Source organism: Rathayibacter sp. VKM Ac-2804 (assembly GCF_009866655.1).
GTDB lineage: Bacteria > Actinomycetota > Actinomycetes > Actinomycetales > Microbacteriaceae > Rathayibacter.
This window is the reverse complement of record NZ_CP047420.1, coordinates 1,276,158-1,293,942: the sequence shown is the minus strand read 5'-3', so window position 1 is coordinate 1,293,942 and position 17,785 is coordinate 1,276,158. Positions and strand designations below refer to the sequence as shown.

Below are 17,785 nucleotides of genomic sequence, written 5' to 3'. Positions count from 1 at the left end.
TGGGCTCCTCCCCTAGCGGCGCGGACTTGACGGCAGTCCGGCGTAGCGCATCCCCCGCAGCCGGCGGGTGATCGGCTTCTCGACGAAGCGGTGGATCAGCGCGCCCGCGGTGACCGCCAGCAGCACGGAGCCGACGACGGAGACCGCGCCGGAGCGCAGACCGAGGACGGCGAGGAGAGCGGGCACGGCGGGCCCCACCAGCGGGTGGAAGAGGTAGAGGCTGTAGGAGGCGTCACCCAGGTAGAGGAGGGGACGCAGAAGGAAGCGGTGGACCGCGGGCCTCCGTCGTAGCCCTCGGAGGAGCGGCTCGGCCAGGAGCACGGCGAGGAAGACGGCGGCGATGATCCCCTTGCGCGTGAGCCCGTCGTGCTGCCAGGCGGGCCCGTCCGAGGCGACGGCGCCGAGGACGGCCACGGCGAGGGCGACTCCGAGCGCGACGAGCAGCCGTCGGCGCGCGTCGGGCCGGAGGACGATCCCGCCGATCACCATGCCGATGACGAAGTAGAGCACGATCTGGTCGAAGTAGAACGCCCAGGCGGGCCAGTCGTCCCCGCCGCCGCGGAGGAGCTGACCCGACGCGACGAGGATCATGACCGTCGACGCGAAGACCAGGACGGCGCGCCGCAGAAGGAGCCCGAGGGCGAAGACGACGTAGAACGCCGCCTCGAAGGTGAGGGTCCACCCGACGCCGAGGAGCGGCGCGATCTGACCGTCCGGATCCCGGGTCGGCAGGAAGAGGTAGGAGGCGACGGCGGACCACGGCGTGAGGCCGGCCTGCTGGGCGGCGCCCGGTTGCGCGAGGATCGCGACGACGGTGAGCGTGGTGGCGATCCAGTACATCGGGACGATGCGGATCAGACGGCGGACGGCGAAGAACCGCCAGCCGCCCGCCACCTCGAAGGGAGCGGCGGTCACCGCCATCACGAAGCCGGAGACGACGAAGAAGAGGTCGACGCCCGCGGCACCGCCGCCCCAGACGCCGATGGAGGCGTCCAGGTGCTCGCTCGCGTAGAACCTGCTGTGCGTGAACACGACGAGGAGGGCTGCGACGAAGCGGAGGACCTGGACGCCCTCGAAGAGCGGTCGGTCGGCGGTCGTCCGCATGCCGATCGGTGTCGTGGTCATAGGGGGCCCTCCGGTGAGATCGGGTGAGCCTATCCACGCCCGCGGTCGGCCGGTGCTGAGGCGCGGAACGACCTGTCGTGGATCGCGCGCGGACCTCGGACCCGCCGCGCGTCCTCCTGCGGCGACGACGTCCGGCGCCCGGCTGCGCACGACGAGGGGCCCCGGTCTCCCGGGGCCCCTCGTGTGTTCCGTCCCGTCTCGGCGGGGTCGCGGATCAGCCCGCGGCGGGCGTCGGGGTCGGCGTGGCCGACGAGTAGGTGTCGGCGGCGGCTGAGAGCACGAACGAGCTGAAGGCGTCGGCGTCGGTGAGCGAGCCGGTGTAGGCCTCGCCGTTGACGAGGACCGTCGGCGTGCCCGAGACGGAGGCGACCTCGGTGCCGGGCAGCGGGCCCGACGTCGCGCGCTCCGTGGCCGCCCGCACCCAGCTGACGAAGGACTGCTCGTCGATGCAGGTGTTCACGGCGGCGGTGTCCTCCACGCCCGCGTCCGCGGCGGCCTGCTTGAGCTCGTCGTCCGAGAGGCCGTCGGTGCCCTCGGCCGGCTGCTCGGCGAAGAGCGCGGCGTTGAAGTCGAAGAAGGAGTCCGGCGACTCGTCGGCGACGCAGGCGGCGGCGTTGGCCGCGCGCTCGGAGTACTTGGTGCCGTTGGAGCGGGTGGTCAGGATGGCGATCGGGTGGATCTCGACCGTGGCGGCACCGCTGGTGACCCACTCCTTGATCTGATCGCCGTTGGTCTGCTCGAACTGGCCGCAGTAGGGGCAGAGGTAGTCGAGGTAGACCCGGATGTCGACGGTGCCCGTGGAGGTGTCGAGGACGCTCGGGGTGGGGCTGCCGTCGGCCGGGATCGCCGGGGTGGTCGAGGCGACCAGGCCCTCGGTGACGAGGACGCCGTCGCTCGCCATGTTGGCGGGGCCGGGGCCGGCCGGGCGGATGCTCGACGTGACGGCGAAGACCACGACCGCCACGATCGCGATCACGACGATCGCGAGACCGCCCTGCAGGGCGAAGCGGCCGACGCGATCGCGGCGCTTCTGCTGCTCGCGGAGTCGGCGGGCCTTCTCGCGCGCGGCCTCTCGACGCTGGTTCTTCGAGAGACGGTCGTTGGCTCCGCCGATGGTCATGACAAGAACGCTCCGAATGAGAGAGGAGGAAGTGCCGCCGGGCTGCGACTCGCCGGAATCCTACGCGCGAGCCCTGGGAAACCTCCAAACGACGGATACCGCCCGCCCCGGCGGCCGGCATCGGGCACCGACTCCCCGTCCCGGCACCGCGTGGCATACTGTGACGGTTGGTCGGAGTCGCCCACGCGACGACGACCGTCACTTCCATTCACTCGGATCGTCCGGCACGTACCTGCCGGTGAAGGAGCAAGAACAATGGCGTCCGTAACCTATGACAACGCGTCCCGCGTCTACCCCGGGGCCACGCGTGCCTCGGTCGACAAGCTGAACCTCGAGGTCGGAGACGGCGAGTTCCTCGTCCTCGTCGGTCCCTCCGGCTGCGGCAAGTCCACCTCCCTGCGCATGCTCGCCGGCCTCGAAGAGGTCAACGAGGGCCGCATCCTGATCGGCGACCGCAACGTCACGGACGTTCCGCCGAAGGACCGCGACATCGCGATGGTGTTCCAGAACTACGCGCTCTACCCGCACATGTCGGTGGCCGAGAACATGGGCTTCGCGCTCAAGATCGCCGGCATCAACAAGGACGAGCGCGCCGCGCGGGTCCTCGAGGCCGCGAAGATGCTCGACCTCGAGCCCTACCTCAACCGCAAGCCGAAGGCCCTCTCGGGTGGTCAGCGTCAGCGCGTCGCGATGGGTCGCGCCATCGTCCGCAAGCCGCAGGTGTTCCTCATGGACGAGCCGCTGTCGAACCTCGACGCCAAGCTCCGCGTCCAGACCCGCACGCAGATCGGCACGCTCCAGCGCCGCCTGGGCATCACCACGGTCTACGTCACCCACGACCAGACCGAGGCGCTCACCATGGGCGACCGCATCGCGGTCCTCAAGGACGGACTGCTCCAGCAGGTCGGAACGCCCCGCGACCTCTACGAGAACCCGAACAACGTCTTCGTGGCTGGCTTCATCGGCTCGCCCGCGATGAACCTGTTCCACGCGGACGTCACCGACGGCGGCGTCAAGTTCGGCGACACCGTCCTCCCGATCGCCCGCGAGGCGCTCGCGAAGACCACCCAGAAGGTCGTCACGCTCGGCGTGCGCCCCGAGGACGTCACCGTCTCGACCCAGCCCGGCGGCCTGCCGATCGAGGTCGACCTGATCGAGGAGCTCGGCTCGGACGGCTACCTCTACGGCCACACCGAGGTCGAGGGACGCCGCACCGACATCGTCGCGCGCGTCGACGGCCGCGTGCACCCGACCGCGGGCGACCGCGTCTACGTGACCGCGAACCACCGCGTGCACATCTTCGACGGCGAATCGGGACTGCGCCTCTCCTAGGCTCCGCCCCCGCGCACACGCTGCCGCCGTCTCCTCCGAGGCGGCGGCAGCGTTCGTCCGGGCCCCTCCACCGTCCGACTCACGACACGAACGGCGTGCCATGTCCGGCTCCCTGAACATCACCTCGGCCACGGTCGACCCCGCCCTCCTCGACCTGCCGTGGAACCTGCGGCTGAACGACTGGCCCGACGAGTACATCGCCGCACTGCCCAAGGGCATCTCGCGGCACACGGTCCGCTTCGCGCACCTCTCCGGTCACGTCGTCGCCGTCAAGGAGACGACCGCGGAGATGTCGCGCCGCGAGTACGAGATGCTCAAGACGCTGCAGCGCCTCGACGTCCCGTGCGTCGTGCCGGGCGCCGTCATCACGAACCGCAGCGACGACGAGGGCGACGAGCTGCCCGCCGTGCTGGTGACTCGGCACCTGAAGTTCTCGCTCCCCTACCGCGCCCTCTTCTCGCAGACGCTGCGGCCGGACACGGCCACGCGCCTCGTCGACGCGCTGGCGCTGCTGCTCGTGCGCCTGCACGTCATCGGCTTCTTCTGGGGCGACGTCTCGCTCTCGAACACGCTGTTCCGTCGCGACGCCGGGGCGTTCGCGGCGTACCTCGTCGACGCCGAGACGGGGCAGCTCTACTCGGGCGGCCTCTCCAACGGCCAGCGCGAGAACGACCTCGAGATCGCCCGCGTCAACATCGCCGGCGAGCTGCTCGACCTCGAGGCGGGCGGACGCGTCGACGACGACCTCGATCCGATCACGGTCTCGGACGGCATCGTCGCCGCCTACCGCAGCCTCTGGAAGGAGCTGACCGGAGCGGAGTCGTTCTCGACCTCGGAGCGCTGGCGGATCAACGACCGGGTGAACCGGCTCAACGACCTCGGCTTCGACATCGAGGAGCTCGCGATCAAGACCGACGAGTCGGGCTCGACCGTGCGGATCCAGCCGAAGGTCGTCGACGCGGGTCACCACCAGCGCCGGCTGCTGCGGCTCACCGGACTGGACGCGCAGGAGAACCAGGCGCGCCGGCTGCTGAACGACCTCGACTCGTACACCGCCACCTACGACAAGCAGGGGCTGGACGAGGAGATGGTCGCGCACGAGTGGCTCGCGCAGGTGTTCGAGCCGGTCATCCGGTCGATCCCGCGCGATCTGAAGGGGCGCCTCGAGCCGGCGGAGATGTTCCACCAGCTGCTCGAGCACCGCTGGTTCATGTCGCAGCAGCAGGCGCGCGACGTGCCGCTGGCCGAGGCGGTCACCGCGTACGTGAACGACATCCTGCGGCACCGCCGCGACGAGGCGACGGTCATCGCACCGCCGACCGAGGCGATCACGCTGCCGAACCTCGTGCTCGACGAGGCGGGCGACGCCGAGCTGACCGACGAGGACGCGGACGTCGACTGGATGAAGAACGTCTGACCCCGGCACACCGAAGGGCTCGTGCGGATCCTGGATCCGGCACGAGCCCTCCGTCGTCCGCGGCATGTGCTGACGCAGATCTCGTACGCCCGCTGCGCGGCCTACTCGATCAGCATGCTCGCCCGCCCGTCAGCTCGCCGAAGTCGGCGCCTCTCCGCCGCCGCTCGCCGAAGGCGGCGCCCCCTGCCCCTCCCCCGGCGTCAGCGCGGGTGCCGGTGCGGTGAGCTGCAAGGCGGAGGAGGAAGGGATACCGGCGGTATCGCGCCCGACGACAACGCCGCAGATCGCCGTCCCGGCGTCAGCGCGGGTGCCGGTGCGGTGAGCTGCAAGGCGGAGGAGGAAGGGATACCGGCGGTATCGCGCCCGACGACAACGCCGCAGATCGCCGTCCCGGCGCCAGCGCGGGTGCCGGTGCGGTGAGCTGCAAGGCGGAGGAGGAAGCGATACCGGCGGTATCGCGCCCGACGACAACGCCGCAGATCGCCGTGCCGGCGCCCGCGCTGCCCGCGCTACTCGGAGGCGGCGCGGAGCTTGGAGATCTCGTAGAGCGCGACCGACGCGGCGATGCCCGCGTTGAGCGACTCGGTCGCGGCGCTGATCGGGATGGAGACCACGGCGTCGCACTGCTCGGTGACGAGGCGCGAGAGGCCCTTGCCCTCACTGCCGACGACGACGAGCAGCGGACGGTCGGCGAGCTCGAGGCCCGGGAGCATCGTGTCGCCGTCGCCGTCGAGGCCGATGACGAAGACGCCCTCGCGCTTGTAGTCCTTGATCATCGCGGTGAGGTTGGAGGCCATCGCGACGGGCACGCGCGCGGCGGCGCCGGCCGAGGTCTTCCACGCCGCCGAGTTGAGACCGACGGAGCGGCGCTGGGGCACGATGACGCCCTGCCCGCCGAAGGCGGCGACGGAGCGGATGATCGCGCCGAGGTTGCGCGGGTCGGTGATGCCGTCGAGCGCGACGAACAGCGGGACGACCCCGCGGGAGACGCTGCGCTCGAGCAGGTCGCTCGGGTGCGCGTACTCGTACGGCGGCACCTTGAGCACGAGGCCCTGGTGCACGGAGTCGGGTCCGGCGAGGCGGTCGAGCTCGGGGCGCATGACCTCGAGGACGGGGAGGCCGCGCGCGGTGGCGAGCTTGAGCGCCTCTTTGACCCGGTCGTCCATCTCGATGCGCGTGGCGAGGTAGAGCGTGGTGGCGGGGATCTTGGCGCGGAGCACCTCGAGGACCGAGTTGCGGCCGGTGACCATCTCGGACTCGTCACCGCTCTTGGGCTTCCGGGACGGGGCAGGGCGGCCCTGACCGCGAGCCGCGCCGCTCAGCGCCGCTCCGGGCCGGCCCTTGCCGCCGGCGGCGACGAAGCGCTCGCGCGCCAGCTTCGCCTTGCCCGCGGGGTGGTACGGCCGGTCCTCGGCCTTGGGCGTGGGCTTCTTGCCCTCGAGGGCCTGACGGCCCTGACCGCCGGAACCGACGGCCTTGCCCTTGCTCTTCTTGCGGACCGCTCCTGGGCGGCCGGGCTTATTCGCCATCGAGACTCCAATGCGCACCCGTCTGGGTGTCTTCGATCGTGATTCCCGCAGCAGCGAGATCGGTTCGGATGCGGTCGGCGGCCGCCCAGTCGCGCTGCTCGCGCGCGGTCTGCCGCTCGGCGACCAGGCGGTCGACGAGCACGGTGAGGGCCCGGTAGGTGGGCTCGTCGTCGAAGCGCGCCCACTCGGGTGCCTCGGGGTCGATGCCGAGGACCGAGGCCATCGCGAGGACCTGGGTGCGCAGCGCGGACACCGTGCCGAGGTCCTCCGCGTCGAGGGCGGCGTTGCCGGCCCGCACGGTCTCGTGCAGGACACCGATGGCCTGCGGGACCGAGAGGTCGTCGTCCATCGCCTCGGCGAACTCCTCGGGCACGACCGGCTCGCCGACCGCGGCGAAGCGGGTGCCCTCGAGGCGCCGTCGCGAGCGGTCGAGGAAGCCCTCGATCCGCTCGAGCGCGGCCTCGGCCTCCTCGAGCGCGCCGTCGTGGAACTCGAGCGTCGAGCGGTAGTGCGCCGAGCCGAGGTAGTAGCGCACGACCAGCGGGCGGGCGGAGTCGAGGAGCTCGGAGGCGAAGACGGAGTTGCCGAGCGACTTGCTCATCTTCTGGCCGGTGACCGAGACGAGGCCGTTGTGCAGCCAGTAGCTGGCGAAGGCGTGGCCCGCCGCGGTGGACTGCGCGAGCTCGTTCTCGTGGTGCGGGAAGCGCAGGTCGAGCCCGCCGCCGTGGATGTCGAACTGCGTGCCGAGGTACTTCGTCGACATGGCGGAGCACTCGATGTGCCAGCCGGGGCGGCCCCTGCCCCAGGGCGAGGCCCAGGAGGCGGACTCCGGCTCCTCCGGCTTCATGCCCTTCCACAGGGCGAAGTCGTGCGGGTCGCGCTTGCCGCGCGGGTCGGCGTCGGTCGCCGCCTCCATGCTCTCGAGGCGCTGGTGGGTGAGCGCGCCGTAGTCGGGCCAGGAGCGGGTGTCGAAGTAGACGTCGCCGGAGTCGTCGGGAGCGGGATAGGCGTGGCCCAGCTCGATCAGGCGCTGCACGAGCGCGACCATCTCGGCGATGCTCGCGGTCGCCCGCGGCTCGTAGGTCGGCGCCAGGATGCCGAGGGCGGAGTAGGCGGCCGTGAACTCGAGCTCGACGCGGTAGGCGAGGGCCCACCACTGCTCGGAGGGCTCGCCCTCGCCGGCGGCTCGACGCGCCTGCTCGGCGATCGCGAGGATCTTGTCGTCGATGTCGGTCACGTTGCGGACCAGGGTGACCCGGTAGCCGCGGTAGGCGAGCCAGCGGCGCAGCTGGTCGTAGACCAGGGCGGAGCGCAGGTGCCCGATGTGCGGGGACGACTGCACCGTGGGTCCGCAGACGTACATCCCGACCTCGTTCTCGCGGAGGGGGACGAAATCGACGAGGGCCTGGGCCTTCGAGTCATGCAGTCGCAGAGTCACGCCGCGAGTTTACCGGGCGGGGCGGTCGCGCCCGGGCGGCTCTTCCGCGCGGTGGATCAGCGCCCGGATCCAGGGGTGGGGAGGACGAGGGCCGTGGCGGTCGCCGCGACCCCCTCCCCCCGTCCGGTGAAGCCGAGGGCGTCGGAGGTGGTGGCCGCGACGCTGACCGGTGCGCCGAGGAGCGCGGACAGCAGCTGCTGCGCCTCCTCCCGCCGCGGAGAGAACTTCGGCCGGTTGCCGATGAGCTGGACCGACACGTTGCCGATCGTGAAGCCGGCGGCCTCGACGAGCTCGCGGGTCGCGCGGAGGAAGACCTCGCCGTGCGCGTCCTGGAAGCGAGGGTCGTCGGTGCCGAAGCGGGAGCCGATGTCGCCGAGGTTCGCCGCGGCGAGCAGGGCGTCGCAGATCGCGTGCGCGACCGGGTCGCCGTCGCTGTGCCCGGACAGCCCGCGCTCCCCCGGCCAGTGCAGGCCGGCGACCCACAGCGGCGACGCGTCGTCGAAGGCGTGCACGTCGGTGCCGATGCCGACCCGCGGCACCGCGGCCGACGGCGGCGGCGCGAGCAGCTGCTCCGCCCGGGCGAGGTCCCAGGGGGTGGTGATCTTGAAGGCGAGCGGGTCGCCGGGGACGACGACGGAGCCGCGGCCGTGGGAGGCGAGCAGGGCCGCGTCGTCGGTGAACTCGCGGTCGGCGGCGGCGTAGGCCTCGTCGAGCAGCTGCCGCGGGAAGCCCTGCGGCGTCTGCACGGCGGCGAGCTGCGAGCGGTCGACGGTGTCGAGGATCGCGGCATCGGCGTCGACGCGCTTGATGGTGTCGGTGACGGGGAGTCCCGGGATGACTCCACCGCCGGTGGAGCGGACGGCGGCGAGCACGCGCTCGAACTGGGCGACGGGAGTGAGGGCCCGGGCGGCGTCGTGCACGAGGACGGTCTCGACGCCGGGGAGCAGGAGCGCCAGCCCGCGGGCCACGGAGTCCTGCCGGGTGGCTCCGCCGGCGGCGACGAGGACCTCGACCTCGGGGCCGGAGGCGCTGCGGCACAGCTCGACGGTCGTGTCGACGAGGGACTCCGGGGCGACGACGACGACCTGCACCGGCTCGGCGAGGCTGAGGACGCTCCGGAGGCTGCGCTCGAGGATCGTGACACCCGCGCACTGGACGTACGCCTTGGGCAGCTCGCGCCCGAGGCGGGTGCCGCTGCCGGCGGCGACGATGACGACGGCCGCGCTCGGCGTCGATCCGGTGACGGTGTGCAACGGGACGTCCTTTCGCCGCCGGTCACAGTAGCAGCGGGCGGGCGGAGGGGGCAGCCCGGCCGGGACGAGAGCGCGGCTGCGCTATTCTTTTTCCGGCTCCTGCACCTCGAATCCGCCCTGCCCGGGGTGGGCGGGGCCGATGATCTGGAGGAACCCGTGAAGGCGCGTATCGCTGCATCCGTCGTTCTCGCGGTCGGCGTCGCGTTCGCCACCGCCGGCTGCAACCTGGTGGCCCCGCAGGCGACCCGGGCCATCTACGACCCCAGCGACGGGGTGGGTGCGACCGTCGGCGACGTGTCCATCCGCAACGCGATGATCATCTCCGAGGACGGCGAGGTCGGCACGCTCGTCGTCTCGCTGATCAACGACACCGACGAGACGGTGAGCGTCGAGGTGCAGTACGAGGCGAGCACGGGCCGGACGAGCGACACCGTGGACGCGGTCCCCGGTCGCACGGAGGTCCGGCCGGACAGCACCGAGGCGGTCACGATGGAGGGCCTCGACACCCTCCCGGGCAGCCTGTTCCCCGTCTACTTCCAGTACGGCTCGGAGGAGGGCAGGGAGCTCCTCGTCCCGATCCTGACGAACGCCCTCGAGGCGTACGCGACGCTGACTCCGGCCCCGTCGGCCACCCCGACGGTCACGCCCACGGCGAACCCGGCGCAGACGGCGCTGCCCACCCCGACCGTGCAGCCCGGCGTCGACGCCCCGGCGGAGTAGCACCCGCTCCTCGCGAAGGGCCGTCCACTGCGGTGGGCGGCCCTTCGTCGTTCCGGCGCGCGGGTCTCGATACGCCCCTGCGGGGCTACTCGACCAGCATGTTCCGCCGAACCCGCTCGTCGCACAGCGATGGCCCTGTTGCAGACCGCTCGTCGCACAGCGACGGCCCGACCAGCGCCCGCACCTCTGCAGACGGCGGCTCGCTGCCCCCGCCGTCAGAAGTGGATCGCGGGGCCTGGTGGGGGTGGATGCAAGGCGGAGGAGGGCGCGATACCGGCGGTATCGCAACCGACGGCAACGCCGCAGACGCCCCCGCCAGGCCCCGCGATCAGGCGTCGAAGCGGTAGCCGAGGCCGCGGACGGTCACCAGGAGCACCGGCTCTTTGGGCGTCTTCTCGATCTTGGAGCGGATGCGCTTGACGTGGACGTCGAGGGTCTTGGTGTCGCCGAAGTAGTCGCTGCCCCAGACGCGGTCGATCAGCTGGCCGCGGGTGAGGACGCGGCCGGCGTTGCGGAGGAGCATCTCGAGCAGCTCGAACTCCTTGAGCGGCATGGGGGTCTCGACGCCGTCGACCTCGACGGTGTGCCGCTCGATGTCCATCCGGACGGGTCCGGCCACGACGATGCGCTCCTCCCCCGGGTCCTCGGTGCGGCGGCGGAGGACGGCCCGGATGCGGGCGAGCAGCTCCCGGGTCGAGTACGGCTTGGTGACGTAGTCGTCGGCGCCGAGCTCGAGCCCGACGACGATGTCCACCTCCGAGTCCTTCGCGGTGACCATGATGATCGGGATCGCGGAGCGGGTGCGGATCTCGCGGCACACCTCGGTGCCGGGCATGCCGGGGAGCATGAGGTCGAGCAGGATCAGGTCGTACTCGCCGTCGTCGAAGGCGGCGACGGCGCGCAGGCCGTCCTCGGCGACGGTGACGTCGTAGCCCTCGCGTTCGAGCAGGTAGCTGAGCGGCTCGCTGAGGGCGCTCTCGTCCTCGACGAGCAGGATGCTGGTCACGCGGTGTCTCCTATCGGGGCGGCGGACGCGAAGGGCGTCCTGGCCGGGTCTACTTCGGGGAGTCGGATGGTGAAGGTGCTGCCGCGACCGGGTTTGGACCAGACGCGGACGTCGCCGCCGTGGTTCTGCACGGCGTGCTTGACGATGCTGAGGCCGAGGCCGGTGCCGCCGGTGTGACGCGAGCGGGCCTGGTCGACGCGGTAGAAGCGCTCGAACACGCGGTCGAGGTCCTCCTCCGGAATGCCGATGCCCTGGTCGGTGACGGCGATCTCGACGACGCCGCCGGTGGAGCGGACGCCGATGCCGACGCGGGAGCCGGGCGGCGAGTACTGGATGGCGTTGGCGAGCAGGTTGTGCAGCGCAGAGACGAGCATCTTCTCCTGGCCGGCGACGTACGCCTTCTTCATCCCGCCCTTGACGAGGGTGACGTCGTGCGACTCCGCCATCACATGGGTCGTCTCGAGCGCGGCGACCACGATGTCGTCGACGCGGACGACCTCGGCGGAGCCGGCGACGTCGGCGGACTGCAGGCGGGAGAGCTCGATGATCTCGCGGGTGATCTTCGCAAGGCGGTGCGACTCCTGCGTCAGCCGGTGCGCGAAGCGGCGCACCTGCTTCGGGTCGTCGGCGGCGGAGTCGAGGGCCTCGGCGAGGAGGCCGACCGCGCCGATCGGTGTCTTCAGCTCGTGCGAGATGTTCGCCACGAAGTCGCGGCGCACCGCCTCCAGGCGGCGGGCCTCCGTGTGGTCCTCGGCCAGGACGAGCACGAAGCGGGAGCCGAGCCGCGTGGCGTGCACGACCAGGGTGACCGCGGCGTCCGAGAGCGGACTCGTCGCCAGCTCCAGGTCCTGCTCGATGTCGTCGCCGAAGCGGCGCACCCGGTCGACGATCGCGACAAGGTCGGGATGCAGCAGCGTGTCCTGCGAGACGAGGCCGAGCGAGATCGCGCGAGCGGACGCCTTGAGCACGTTGTGGGACGGATCCGTCACGAAGGCGGGCGCTCCGACGGCGTCGATGATCGCGCCGATCCCCTCGGGCAGGCCGACGGTGACGACCTCGGCGGCGATCCGCCCCTGGCGTGCGGCGAGCGACACGACACTCGTCAGGACGACGCCGATGACGATGCCGAGAACGAGCGACAGCACGACGATCAGGCCCGGATCCACGCTCCCAGGCTATCCATCCACCGCCCGTCTCCCTACCGGATGCCCGGCGACGGGTCGCGGGTCGAGTACTGTTCAAACGCTCGGCACCGTTCGTTAACCTGCCGTGGTCATCATGACTGCGCCTGCGCCGACCTGGTGCAGTCGCAGCGTCGTGCGCGGCGTGGAACGGCACCGTCCTCCGTGCGTGCCGCAGAGAGGGTCGAGAAGAAGATGCGCGAAGTTTTCCAGCAGGAGCTGGCCGAAGTCCAGGATCGGCTCGTCGAGATCTCCGGACTCGTCGAGATCGCGATCGAGAAGGCGACCCAGGCGTTCAACCACTCCGACGTCTCCCTCGCCGAGGAGGTCATCGCCAGCGACGCCCGCATCGACGAGCTGGCCATCAGCCTCGACGAGCTGGCGATCGACATCCTCGCCCGCCAGGGACCGGTCGCCCGCGACCTGAGGACCGTCGTGTCCGCGCTGCGGATCAGCGCCTCGCTCGAGCGGATGGGCGACATCGCCGAGCACATCGCACAGCTCTCCCGCTACCGCTTCCCCGACAAGGTCGTGCCGAAGACGCTCCGCCCGACCTTCGTCGAGATGGGCCGCCTGGACGTGGTCGTCGCGCACAAGCTCACCGAGCTGCTGCGCACGCAGGACCCCCGCCTAGCCGAGGAGATCCGCGACGAGGACGACAAGATCGACGAGCTGCACGTCAGCGTCTTCGACAAGGTGCTCAGCGAGGCCTGGAAGGGCCAGGCCGCCGACACCGTCGACGCCACCCTCGCCAGCCGCTACCACGAGCGCTTCGCCGACCACGCGGTGTCCATCGCGAAGAAGGTCCAGTACCTCATCTCGGGCGACTGGGGCTGAGTCCATTTGTCGATGTCGCGCGAGCGCGATATCGACCGCGGTCGGCAGACCGCTTGCTTGCGTTCCGCAGAGCGGGGCGCGAACACCTAGAGCGAATCGCTGGCACGCGATTCACTCGTTCGCCTTGTGGGGGGCGGCTGGTCTCGACTCTCAGCGCTCGGTCATCGAGTGACAGCGGCCGTGCCTCGCTGGTCGGTGCCCGCACTTCCCTGCTGATCGAGTAGCGCGTGCCGCGCGCGTGTCGAGATCCACCGTCGAATGGACGCGGGGTCTCGATACGCCGCGTACCGCGGCTACTCGACCAGCAGGGAAGGGGCGCGTTCCGCGGCCTCGTTCTCGCGTCCGTGGTGATCGAGCAGCGCCAGCAGGGAAGGGGCGCGTTCCGCGACCACGTTCTCGCATCCGTGGTGATCGAGCAGCGCCAGCAGGGAAGGGGCGCGTTCCGCGACCTCGCTCTCGCATCCGTGGTGATCGAGCAGCGCCAGCAGGGAAGGGGCGCGTTCCGCGACCTGGCTCGGTCATCCGTGGTGATCGAGTAGCGCGCGCAGCGCGCGTATCGAGATCCACCGTCGCGAGGGCTCGAGGTGTCAGAGCGCCCGGCTCCACGGGGGGCGGGTGCAGACACGGACGGCCCGCGGGAGTGGAGACTCCGGCGGGCCGTGCGGCGGTGCGAGGGGGGCGGGCTACTTCTTCGCGCCCTGGGCGGCGACGGCGGCGGCGCCGGCGGCGGCGGCCTCCGGGTCGAGGTAGCGGGCCTCGCCGATCGGCTCGAAGTTCTCGTCGAGGGTGTAGACGAGGGGGATGCCGGTCGGGATGTTGAGCTCGGCGATGTCCGAGTCCGAGATGCCGTCGAGCGTCTTCACCAGCGCACGCAGCGAGTTGCCGTGCGCGGTGATCATGACGGTCTTGCCCGAGGCGAGGTCCGGCTTGATGTCCGACTCCCAGTACGGCAGCATCCGCTCGATCACGAGCTTGAGCGACTCGGTGCGGGGCAGGTCGTCGCCGAGGTCGGCGTAGCGCTCGTCGTGCGCCTGCGAGTACTGGTCCTCGTCGTCGATGGGGGGCGGCGGCACGTCGAACGAGCGGCGCCAGGTCATGAACTGCTCGGGACCGTACTCGGCCAGGGTCTGCGCCTTGTCCTTGCCCTGCAGCGCGCCGTAGTGGCGCTCGTTGAGGCGCCAGGAGCGCTTCACGTCGATCCACAGGCGATCGGCCTTCTCGAGCGCGATGTTCGCGGTCTGGATCGCGCGGGTCTGGCGCGAGGTGTAGACGACGTCGGGGTGCAGCCCCGCCTCGGTCAGCAGCTCGCCGGCGCGGGTCGCCTCCGCGACGCCCTGCTCGGTGAGCCGCACGTCGACCCAGCCGGTGAACAGATTCTTCTGGTTCCACTCGCTGTTGCCGTGGCGCACGAGGATGAGGGTGTAGGTCTCGGACATGCGTCCAGTTTAGAGGCGGCCCCTCCGCCCCCGGATACGCTGGAGACCATGCCGATCGGAGCCGTCACCCGCGGCACGACGGGCACCAACCGCCTCCGCCGGGTCGACCGCCGCCTGGCCGAGCTGCCGGTGCTGCGCTCGACCGCGGAGCCGATCGTGGTCGATCTCGGCTTCGGTGCGAGCGCCGTCACGACCCTCGAGCTGCACCGCCGCCTGGTCCGCACGGCGCCCGGCGTCGACGTGGTCGGCTTCGAGATCGAGCCGGCCCGCGTCGAGACGGCGCGACGGCAGCTCGATCGCGTCCGCGAGGGCGGGACCGCCTTCCCCGCCGACGCCCGGGTGCGCTTCGAGCGCGGCGGCTTCGAGGTCCCCCTGGCCGGGCGGCAGCGGGCGAGCGTGATCCGCGCCTTCAACGTCCTCCGGCAGTACGACGAGTCGGCGGTCGCCGAGGCGTGGCACACGATGACCGACCGGCTGACCCCGGACGGCGTCCTGGTGGAGGGGACCTGCGACGAGATCGGCCGGATCTGCACCTGGATCGAGATCGGGCGCGAGGGTCCCCGCTCCCTCACCCTGTCGCTCCGGCTCGGCGCCGTGCCCTCGCCGATGATCGCGGCCGAGCGGCTGCCGAAGGCGCTGATCCACCGCAACGTCGCGGGCGAGCCGGTGCACGCTTTCCTGCTCGCGCTCGAGCGGGCCTGGCTGCACGCCGCCCCGCTCGCCGTGTACGGGCCGACGCAGCGCTGGATCGCCTCCGTCGCGTCGCTGCGGGGCGAGTGGCCGATCCTCGGCGGACCGCGACGCTGGCGGCTGGGCGAGGTGACCATCGCCTGGGACGCGGTGGCTCCGCACGACGCGACCCCGTCACTGTGAGCATTCTCATATTCAGGACCGCTACCGTCGTGCCCCATGGACGACCCTCCCCCTGAACCCTCGGGCACCGAACCCTCGCCCGCCGCACCGACCTCGACCCTGATCGGCGGTGCCGCGGGTGCCTGAATGGCTCGGCATCGTCATCGGCCTCCTCCTCACCGTCGGCACCGGACTCTTCGTCGCGTCCGAGTTCGCGCTGGTCAACCTCGACCGCAACGAGCTCGAGGAGCGCCGCGCCCGTGGCGAGAAGCGCCTCGATCCGACGATCTCCGCCCTGCGGATCACCTCGACCCACCTCTCCGGCGCACAGCTGGGCATCACGCTCACCACGCTGCTGACCGGCTACACCTTCGAGCCGGCGATCAGCTCGCTGCTGGACGGCCCGCTGCGCTCCCTCGGCGTCCCGGCCGAGATCGTGCCCGGCATCGGCACGGTCGTCGGCGTCGTGCTGGCCACCGTCTTCTCGATGGTGATCGGCGAGCTGGTCCCCAAGAACTTCGCGCTGGCGCTGCCGCTGAAGACCGCGCAGGTCGTCGTGCCGTTCCAGATCCTCTTCACCACGGTCTTCAAGCCCGTGATCCTGCTCTTCAACAACACGGCGAACGCCCTGATCCGCGCGATGGGCATCGAGCCGAAGGAGGAGCTCTCGGGAGCCCGGAGCGCCGACGAGCTCGGCTCGCTCGTGCGCCGCTCGGTGCTCGAGGGCACCCTCGACCGCGATCACGCCGACCTGCTGCACCGCACGCTCCGCTTCTCCAGCCGCAGCGTCGCCGACGTCATAACGCCGCGGGTCCGGATGGCCTCCGTCGCGCTCGAGAGCACCGCGGAGGACGTCGTGGGCCTCGCGAACCGCACCGGATTCTCCCGCTTCCCCGTCCTCGGCCGCGACTCCGACGACATCCGCGGCGTCCTGCACGTCAAGCACGCGTTCGCTCTCGAGCCGTCGCTCCGCTCGACGGTCACCGCCGAGTCGCTGATGATCGCACCGATCCGCGTGCCGGAGACCGCTCGCGCCGACGCCCTGCTCGCTCCCCTGCGCGGCAGCGGCCTCGCCATCGCGGTCGTCGTCGACGAGTACGGCGGGACCGCGGGAGTCGTGACCCTCGAGGACCTGGTCGAGGAGATCGTCGGCGAGCTGGAGGACGAGCACGACCGCAGCCGGGCCGGCGTCATCCGCTCGGGCCGCTCGGCGACCTTCGGCGGCGAGCTGCGCCCGGACGAGGTCGCGGAGCGCCTCGGCGTCCTCGTGCCCGAGGGCGAGGACTACGACACGGTCGCGGGCTTCCTCGCCTCGACCCTCGGCCGCGTGCCCGAGCTCGGCGACGAGGTCGCCGTGACGGGCGGCGTGCTGCGGGTCGACCGGGTCGCCGCGCACCGCGTCGACCGCGTCCGCTTCACCCCGGCCGCCGGCGGAGACGCTGCCGACGGAGGCGATGCCACCGGTGTCGCCGCGCTCCGAGCCGAGGGGGCCGTCCATGAGTGAGTACCTGCCCGGGATCGCCTGGCTGGTGGTCCTGCTGATCGTCAACGCCTTCTTCGTCGGCGCCGAGTTCGCCGTGATCTCGGCCCGCCGCTCCCAGATCGAGCCGAGGGCCGACGCGGGCAGCCGCGCGGCGAAGACCACGCTGTGGGCGATGGAGCACGCCACGCTGATGCTCGCGACGAGCCAGCTCGGCATCACCGTCTGCTCGCTGGTGATCCTCAACGTCTCCGAGCCGGCGATCCACCACCTGCTCGAGATCCCGCTGGGCTTCACAGCGCTCTCCGCCGAGGCGATCGGCGTGATCGCGTTCGTCGCGGCGCTGCTGCTCGTCACCTTCCTGCACGTCGTGTTCGGCGAGATGGTGCCGAAGAACCTCGCGTTCTCGGTGCCGACCCGCGCCGCGCTGCTGCTCGCCCCGCCGCTCGTGCTCGTCTCGCGCCTGGTGAAGCCGCTGATCTGGTCGCTGAACGCGGTCGCGAACGGCATCCTCCGCCTGGTGCGGGTCGAGCCGAAGGACGAGGCGACGAGCGCCTTCACGCTCGACGAGGTCGCGGCGATCGTGCGCCAGTCGACCCGCGAGGGCGTGCTGGTGGACGCCTCCGGCACCGTCACCGCGGCCTTCGAGTTCACGACCAAGCGGGTCGTCGACGTCGCGGTGCCGATCGAGCGGCTGGTGCTGCTGCCCGCCGCGGCGACTCCCGCGGACGTGCGCCGAGCGGTCGCCGAGCACGGCTACTCCCGCTACCTGCTCGCGGACGCCGACGGCCTGCCCGGCGGCTACCTGCACCTCAAGGACGTCTCCGACCTCGACGCGACGGACGCTCCGGTGCCCGCCAAACGGATCCGCCGCCTCGCCGCGGTCTCGGCGGGCGACGAGCTGGAGGACGCGCTCGCCGCGCTCCGCCGCACCGGCGCGCACCTCGCGCGGGTGGTCGACGCCGAGGGTCGCACCACCGGCGTGCTCTTCCTCGAGGACATCATCGAGGAGCTCGTCGGCGAGGTGCAGGACGCCACCAACGCCTGATCGCAGGCGGG

Annotated in this window: 16 protein-coding genes; 8 read left to right on the top strand and 8 right to left on the bottom strand. The window is 71.5% G+C overall.

What is annotated here, in order from left to right; all coding sequences use genetic code 11:
• Nucleotides 1-12: 12 nt before the first annotated feature.
• Together GTU73_RS06060 and GTU73_RS06055 are read right to left on the bottom strand one after the other, a co-directional pair.
• Nucleotides 13-1,125 carry an acyltransferase gene (locus GTU73_RS06060; RefSeq protein WP_160087808.1) on the bottom strand — a complete coding sequence of 371 codons (1,113 nt, stop codon included), beginning with the start codon at nt 1,123-1,125 and terminating at the stop codon, nt 13-15.
• Nucleotides 1,126-1,339: 214 nt separating this feature from the next.
• Nucleotides 1,340-2,245: a thioredoxin domain-containing protein gene (locus GTU73_RS06055; protein ID WP_160087806.1), complete on the bottom strand. Its 906-nt coding sequence runs from the start codon at nt 2,243-2,245 to the stop codon at nt 1,340-1,342.
• 255 nt (nt 2,246-2,500) lie between these two features.
• Here GTU73_RS06055 and ugpC point away from each other — a divergent pair, with 255 nt between their 5' ends.
• Nucleotides 2,501-3,577, top strand: a complete 1,077-nt coding sequence (ugpC, locus tag GTU73_RS06050) for a sn-glycerol-3-phosphate ABC transporter ATP-binding protein UgpC (protein WP_123702257.1) — start codon at nt 2,501-2,503, stop codon at nt 3,575-3,577.
• Between the two features lie 100 nt (nt 3,578-3,677).
• Nucleotides 3,678-4,994, top strand: coding sequence for a DUF4032 domain-containing protein (locus GTU73_RS06045; RefSeq protein WP_160087804.1), 1,317 nt, complete (start codon nt 3,678-3,680; stop codon nt 4,992-4,994).
• 509 nt (nt 4,995-5,503) lie between these two features.
• Here GTU73_RS06045 and rlmB read toward each other — a convergent pair.
• From rlmB to ispD, 3 genes are read right to left on the bottom strand one after another with little or no spacing between them, the layout of a single operon-like run.
• Nucleotides 5,504-6,523 (bottom strand): 23S rRNA (guanosine(2251)-2'-O)-methyltransferase RlmB, encoded by a 1,020-nt coding sequence (gene rlmB / locus GTU73_RS06040; protein WP_160087802.1) that lies wholly within the window; start codon nt 6,521-6,523, stop codon nt 5,504-5,506.
• Nucleotides 6,513-7,961 carry a cysteine--tRNA ligase gene (gene cysS, locus GTU73_RS06035; RefSeq protein ID WP_160087800.1) on the bottom strand — a complete coding sequence of 483 codons (1,449 nt, stop codon included), beginning with the start codon at nt 7,959-7,961 and terminating at the stop codon, nt 6,513-6,515. The genes rlmB and cysS overlap by 11 nt, the downstream gene beginning before the upstream one ends.
• A 56-nt stretch (nt 7,962-8,017) precedes the next feature.
• Nucleotides 8,018-9,214 carry a 2-C-methyl-D-erythritol 4-phosphate cytidylyltransferase gene (ispD, locus tag GTU73_RS06030; RefSeq protein WP_160087798.1) on the bottom strand — a complete coding sequence of 399 codons (1,197 nt, stop codon included), beginning with the start codon at nt 9,212-9,214 and terminating at the stop codon, nt 8,018-8,020.
• A 156-nt stretch (nt 9,215-9,370) separates the two neighbouring features.
• Between ispD and GTU73_RS06025 the strand changes: the two genes are divergently transcribed.
• Complete coding sequence (locus GTU73_RS06025; protein WP_160087796.1) at nt 9,371-9,934, top strand: hypothetical protein; 564 nt, start codon at nt 9,371-9,373, stop codon at nt 9,932-9,934.
• 328 nt (nt 9,935-10,262) lie between these two features.
• Here the strand turns inward: GTU73_RS06025 and GTU73_RS06020 are convergent, their stop codons facing one another.
• Complete coding sequence (locus GTU73_RS06020; protein ID WP_160087794.1) at nt 10,263-10,940, bottom strand: response regulator transcription factor; 678 nt, start codon at nt 10,938-10,940, stop codon at nt 10,263-10,265.
• A complete protein-coding gene (locus GTU73_RS06015) occupies nt 10,937-12,106 on the bottom strand; it encodes an ATP-binding protein (RefSeq protein WP_160087792.1) in 1,170 nt (389 codons plus the stop codon). The genes GTU73_RS06020 and GTU73_RS06015 overlap by 4 nt, the downstream gene beginning before the upstream one ends.
• A gap of 210 nt (nt 12,107-12,316) precedes the next feature.
• Between GTU73_RS06015 and phoU the strand changes: the two genes are divergently transcribed.
• Nucleotides 12,317-12,958 carry a phosphate signaling complex protein PhoU gene (gene phoU, locus GTU73_RS06010; RefSeq protein ID WP_160087790.1) on the top strand — a complete coding sequence of 214 codons (642 nt, stop codon included), beginning with the start codon at nt 12,317-12,319 and terminating at the stop codon, nt 12,956-12,958.
• Between the two features lie 347 nt (nt 12,959-13,305).
• A complete protein-coding gene (locus tag GTU73_RS06005; RefSeq protein WP_160087788.1) occupies nt 13,306-13,497 on the top strand; it encodes a hypothetical protein in 192 nt (63 codons plus the stop codon).
• 144 nt (nt 13,498-13,641) lie between these two features.
• Here the strand turns inward: GTU73_RS06005 and GTU73_RS06000 are convergent, their stop codons facing one another.
• Complete coding sequence (locus GTU73_RS06000) at nt 13,642-14,394, bottom strand: phosphoglyceromutase (RefSeq protein ID WP_159985709.1); 753 nt, start codon at nt 14,392-14,394, stop codon at nt 13,642-13,644.
• A gap of 48 nt (nt 14,395-14,442) precedes the next feature.
• On the opposite strand from GTU73_RS06000, the gene GTU73_RS05995 reads away from it, so the two are divergent.
• From GTU73_RS05995 to GTU73_RS05985, 3 genes are all read left to right on the top strand, one after another.
• Entirely contained in the window at nt 14,443-15,267 is an 825-nt protein-coding gene (locus GTU73_RS05995; RefSeq protein ID WP_160087786.1) for a class I SAM-dependent methyltransferase, read from the top strand.
• A 118-nt stretch (nt 15,268-15,385) separates the two neighbouring features.
• Nucleotides 15,386-16,750 (top strand): hemolysin family protein, encoded by a 1,365-nt coding sequence (locus tag GTU73_RS05990; protein WP_160087784.1) that lies wholly within the window; start codon nt 15,386-15,388, stop codon nt 16,748-16,750.
• Nucleotides 16,743-17,774 (top strand): hemolysin family protein, encoded by a 1,032-nt coding sequence (locus tag GTU73_RS05985; RefSeq protein WP_160087782.1) that lies wholly within the window; start codon nt 16,743-16,745, stop codon nt 17,772-17,774. The genes GTU73_RS05990 and GTU73_RS05985 overlap by 8 nt, the downstream gene beginning before the upstream one ends.
• Nucleotides 17,775-17,785: the final 11 nt, after the last annotated feature.

What these genes read in the sequence shown, in the direction of transcription:
- GTU73_RS05995 (WP_160087786.1), top strand. Translation starts at nt 14,443, where the DNA reads ATGCCGATCGGAGCCGTCACCCGCGGCACGACGGGCACCAACCGCCTC.
- ugpC (WP_123702257.1), top strand. Translation starts at nt 2,501, where the DNA reads ATGGCGTCCGTAACCTATGACAACGCGTCCCGCGTCTACCCCGGGGCC.
- GTU73_RS06000 (WP_159985709.1), bottom strand. Translation starts at nt 14,394, where the DNA reads ATGTCCGAGACCTACACCCTCATCCTCGTGCGCCACGGCAACAGCGAG.
- GTU73_RS06060 (WP_160087808.1), bottom strand. Translation starts at nt 1,125, where the DNA reads ATGACCACGACACCGATCGGCATGCGGACGACCGCCGACCGACCGCTC.
- GTU73_RS06045 (WP_160087804.1), top strand. Translation starts at nt 3,678, where the DNA reads ATGTCCGGCTCCCTGAACATCACCTCGGCCACGGTCGACCCCGCCCTC.
- rlmB (WP_160087802.1), bottom strand. Translation starts at nt 6,523, where the DNA reads ATGGCGAATAAGCCCGGCCGCCCAGGAGCGGTCCGCAAGAAGAGCAAG.
- GTU73_RS06055 (WP_160087806.1), bottom strand. Translation starts at nt 2,245, where the DNA reads ATGACCATCGGCGGAGCCAACGACCGTCTCTCGAAGAACCAGCGTCGA.
- GTU73_RS05985 (WP_160087782.1), top strand. Translation starts at nt 16,743, where the DNA reads ATGAGTGAGTACCTGCCCGGGATCGCCTGGCTGGTGGTCCTGCTGATC.
- phoU (WP_160087790.1), top strand. Translation starts at nt 12,317, where the DNA reads ATGCGCGAAGTTTTCCAGCAGGAGCTGGCCGAAGTCCAGGATCGGCTC.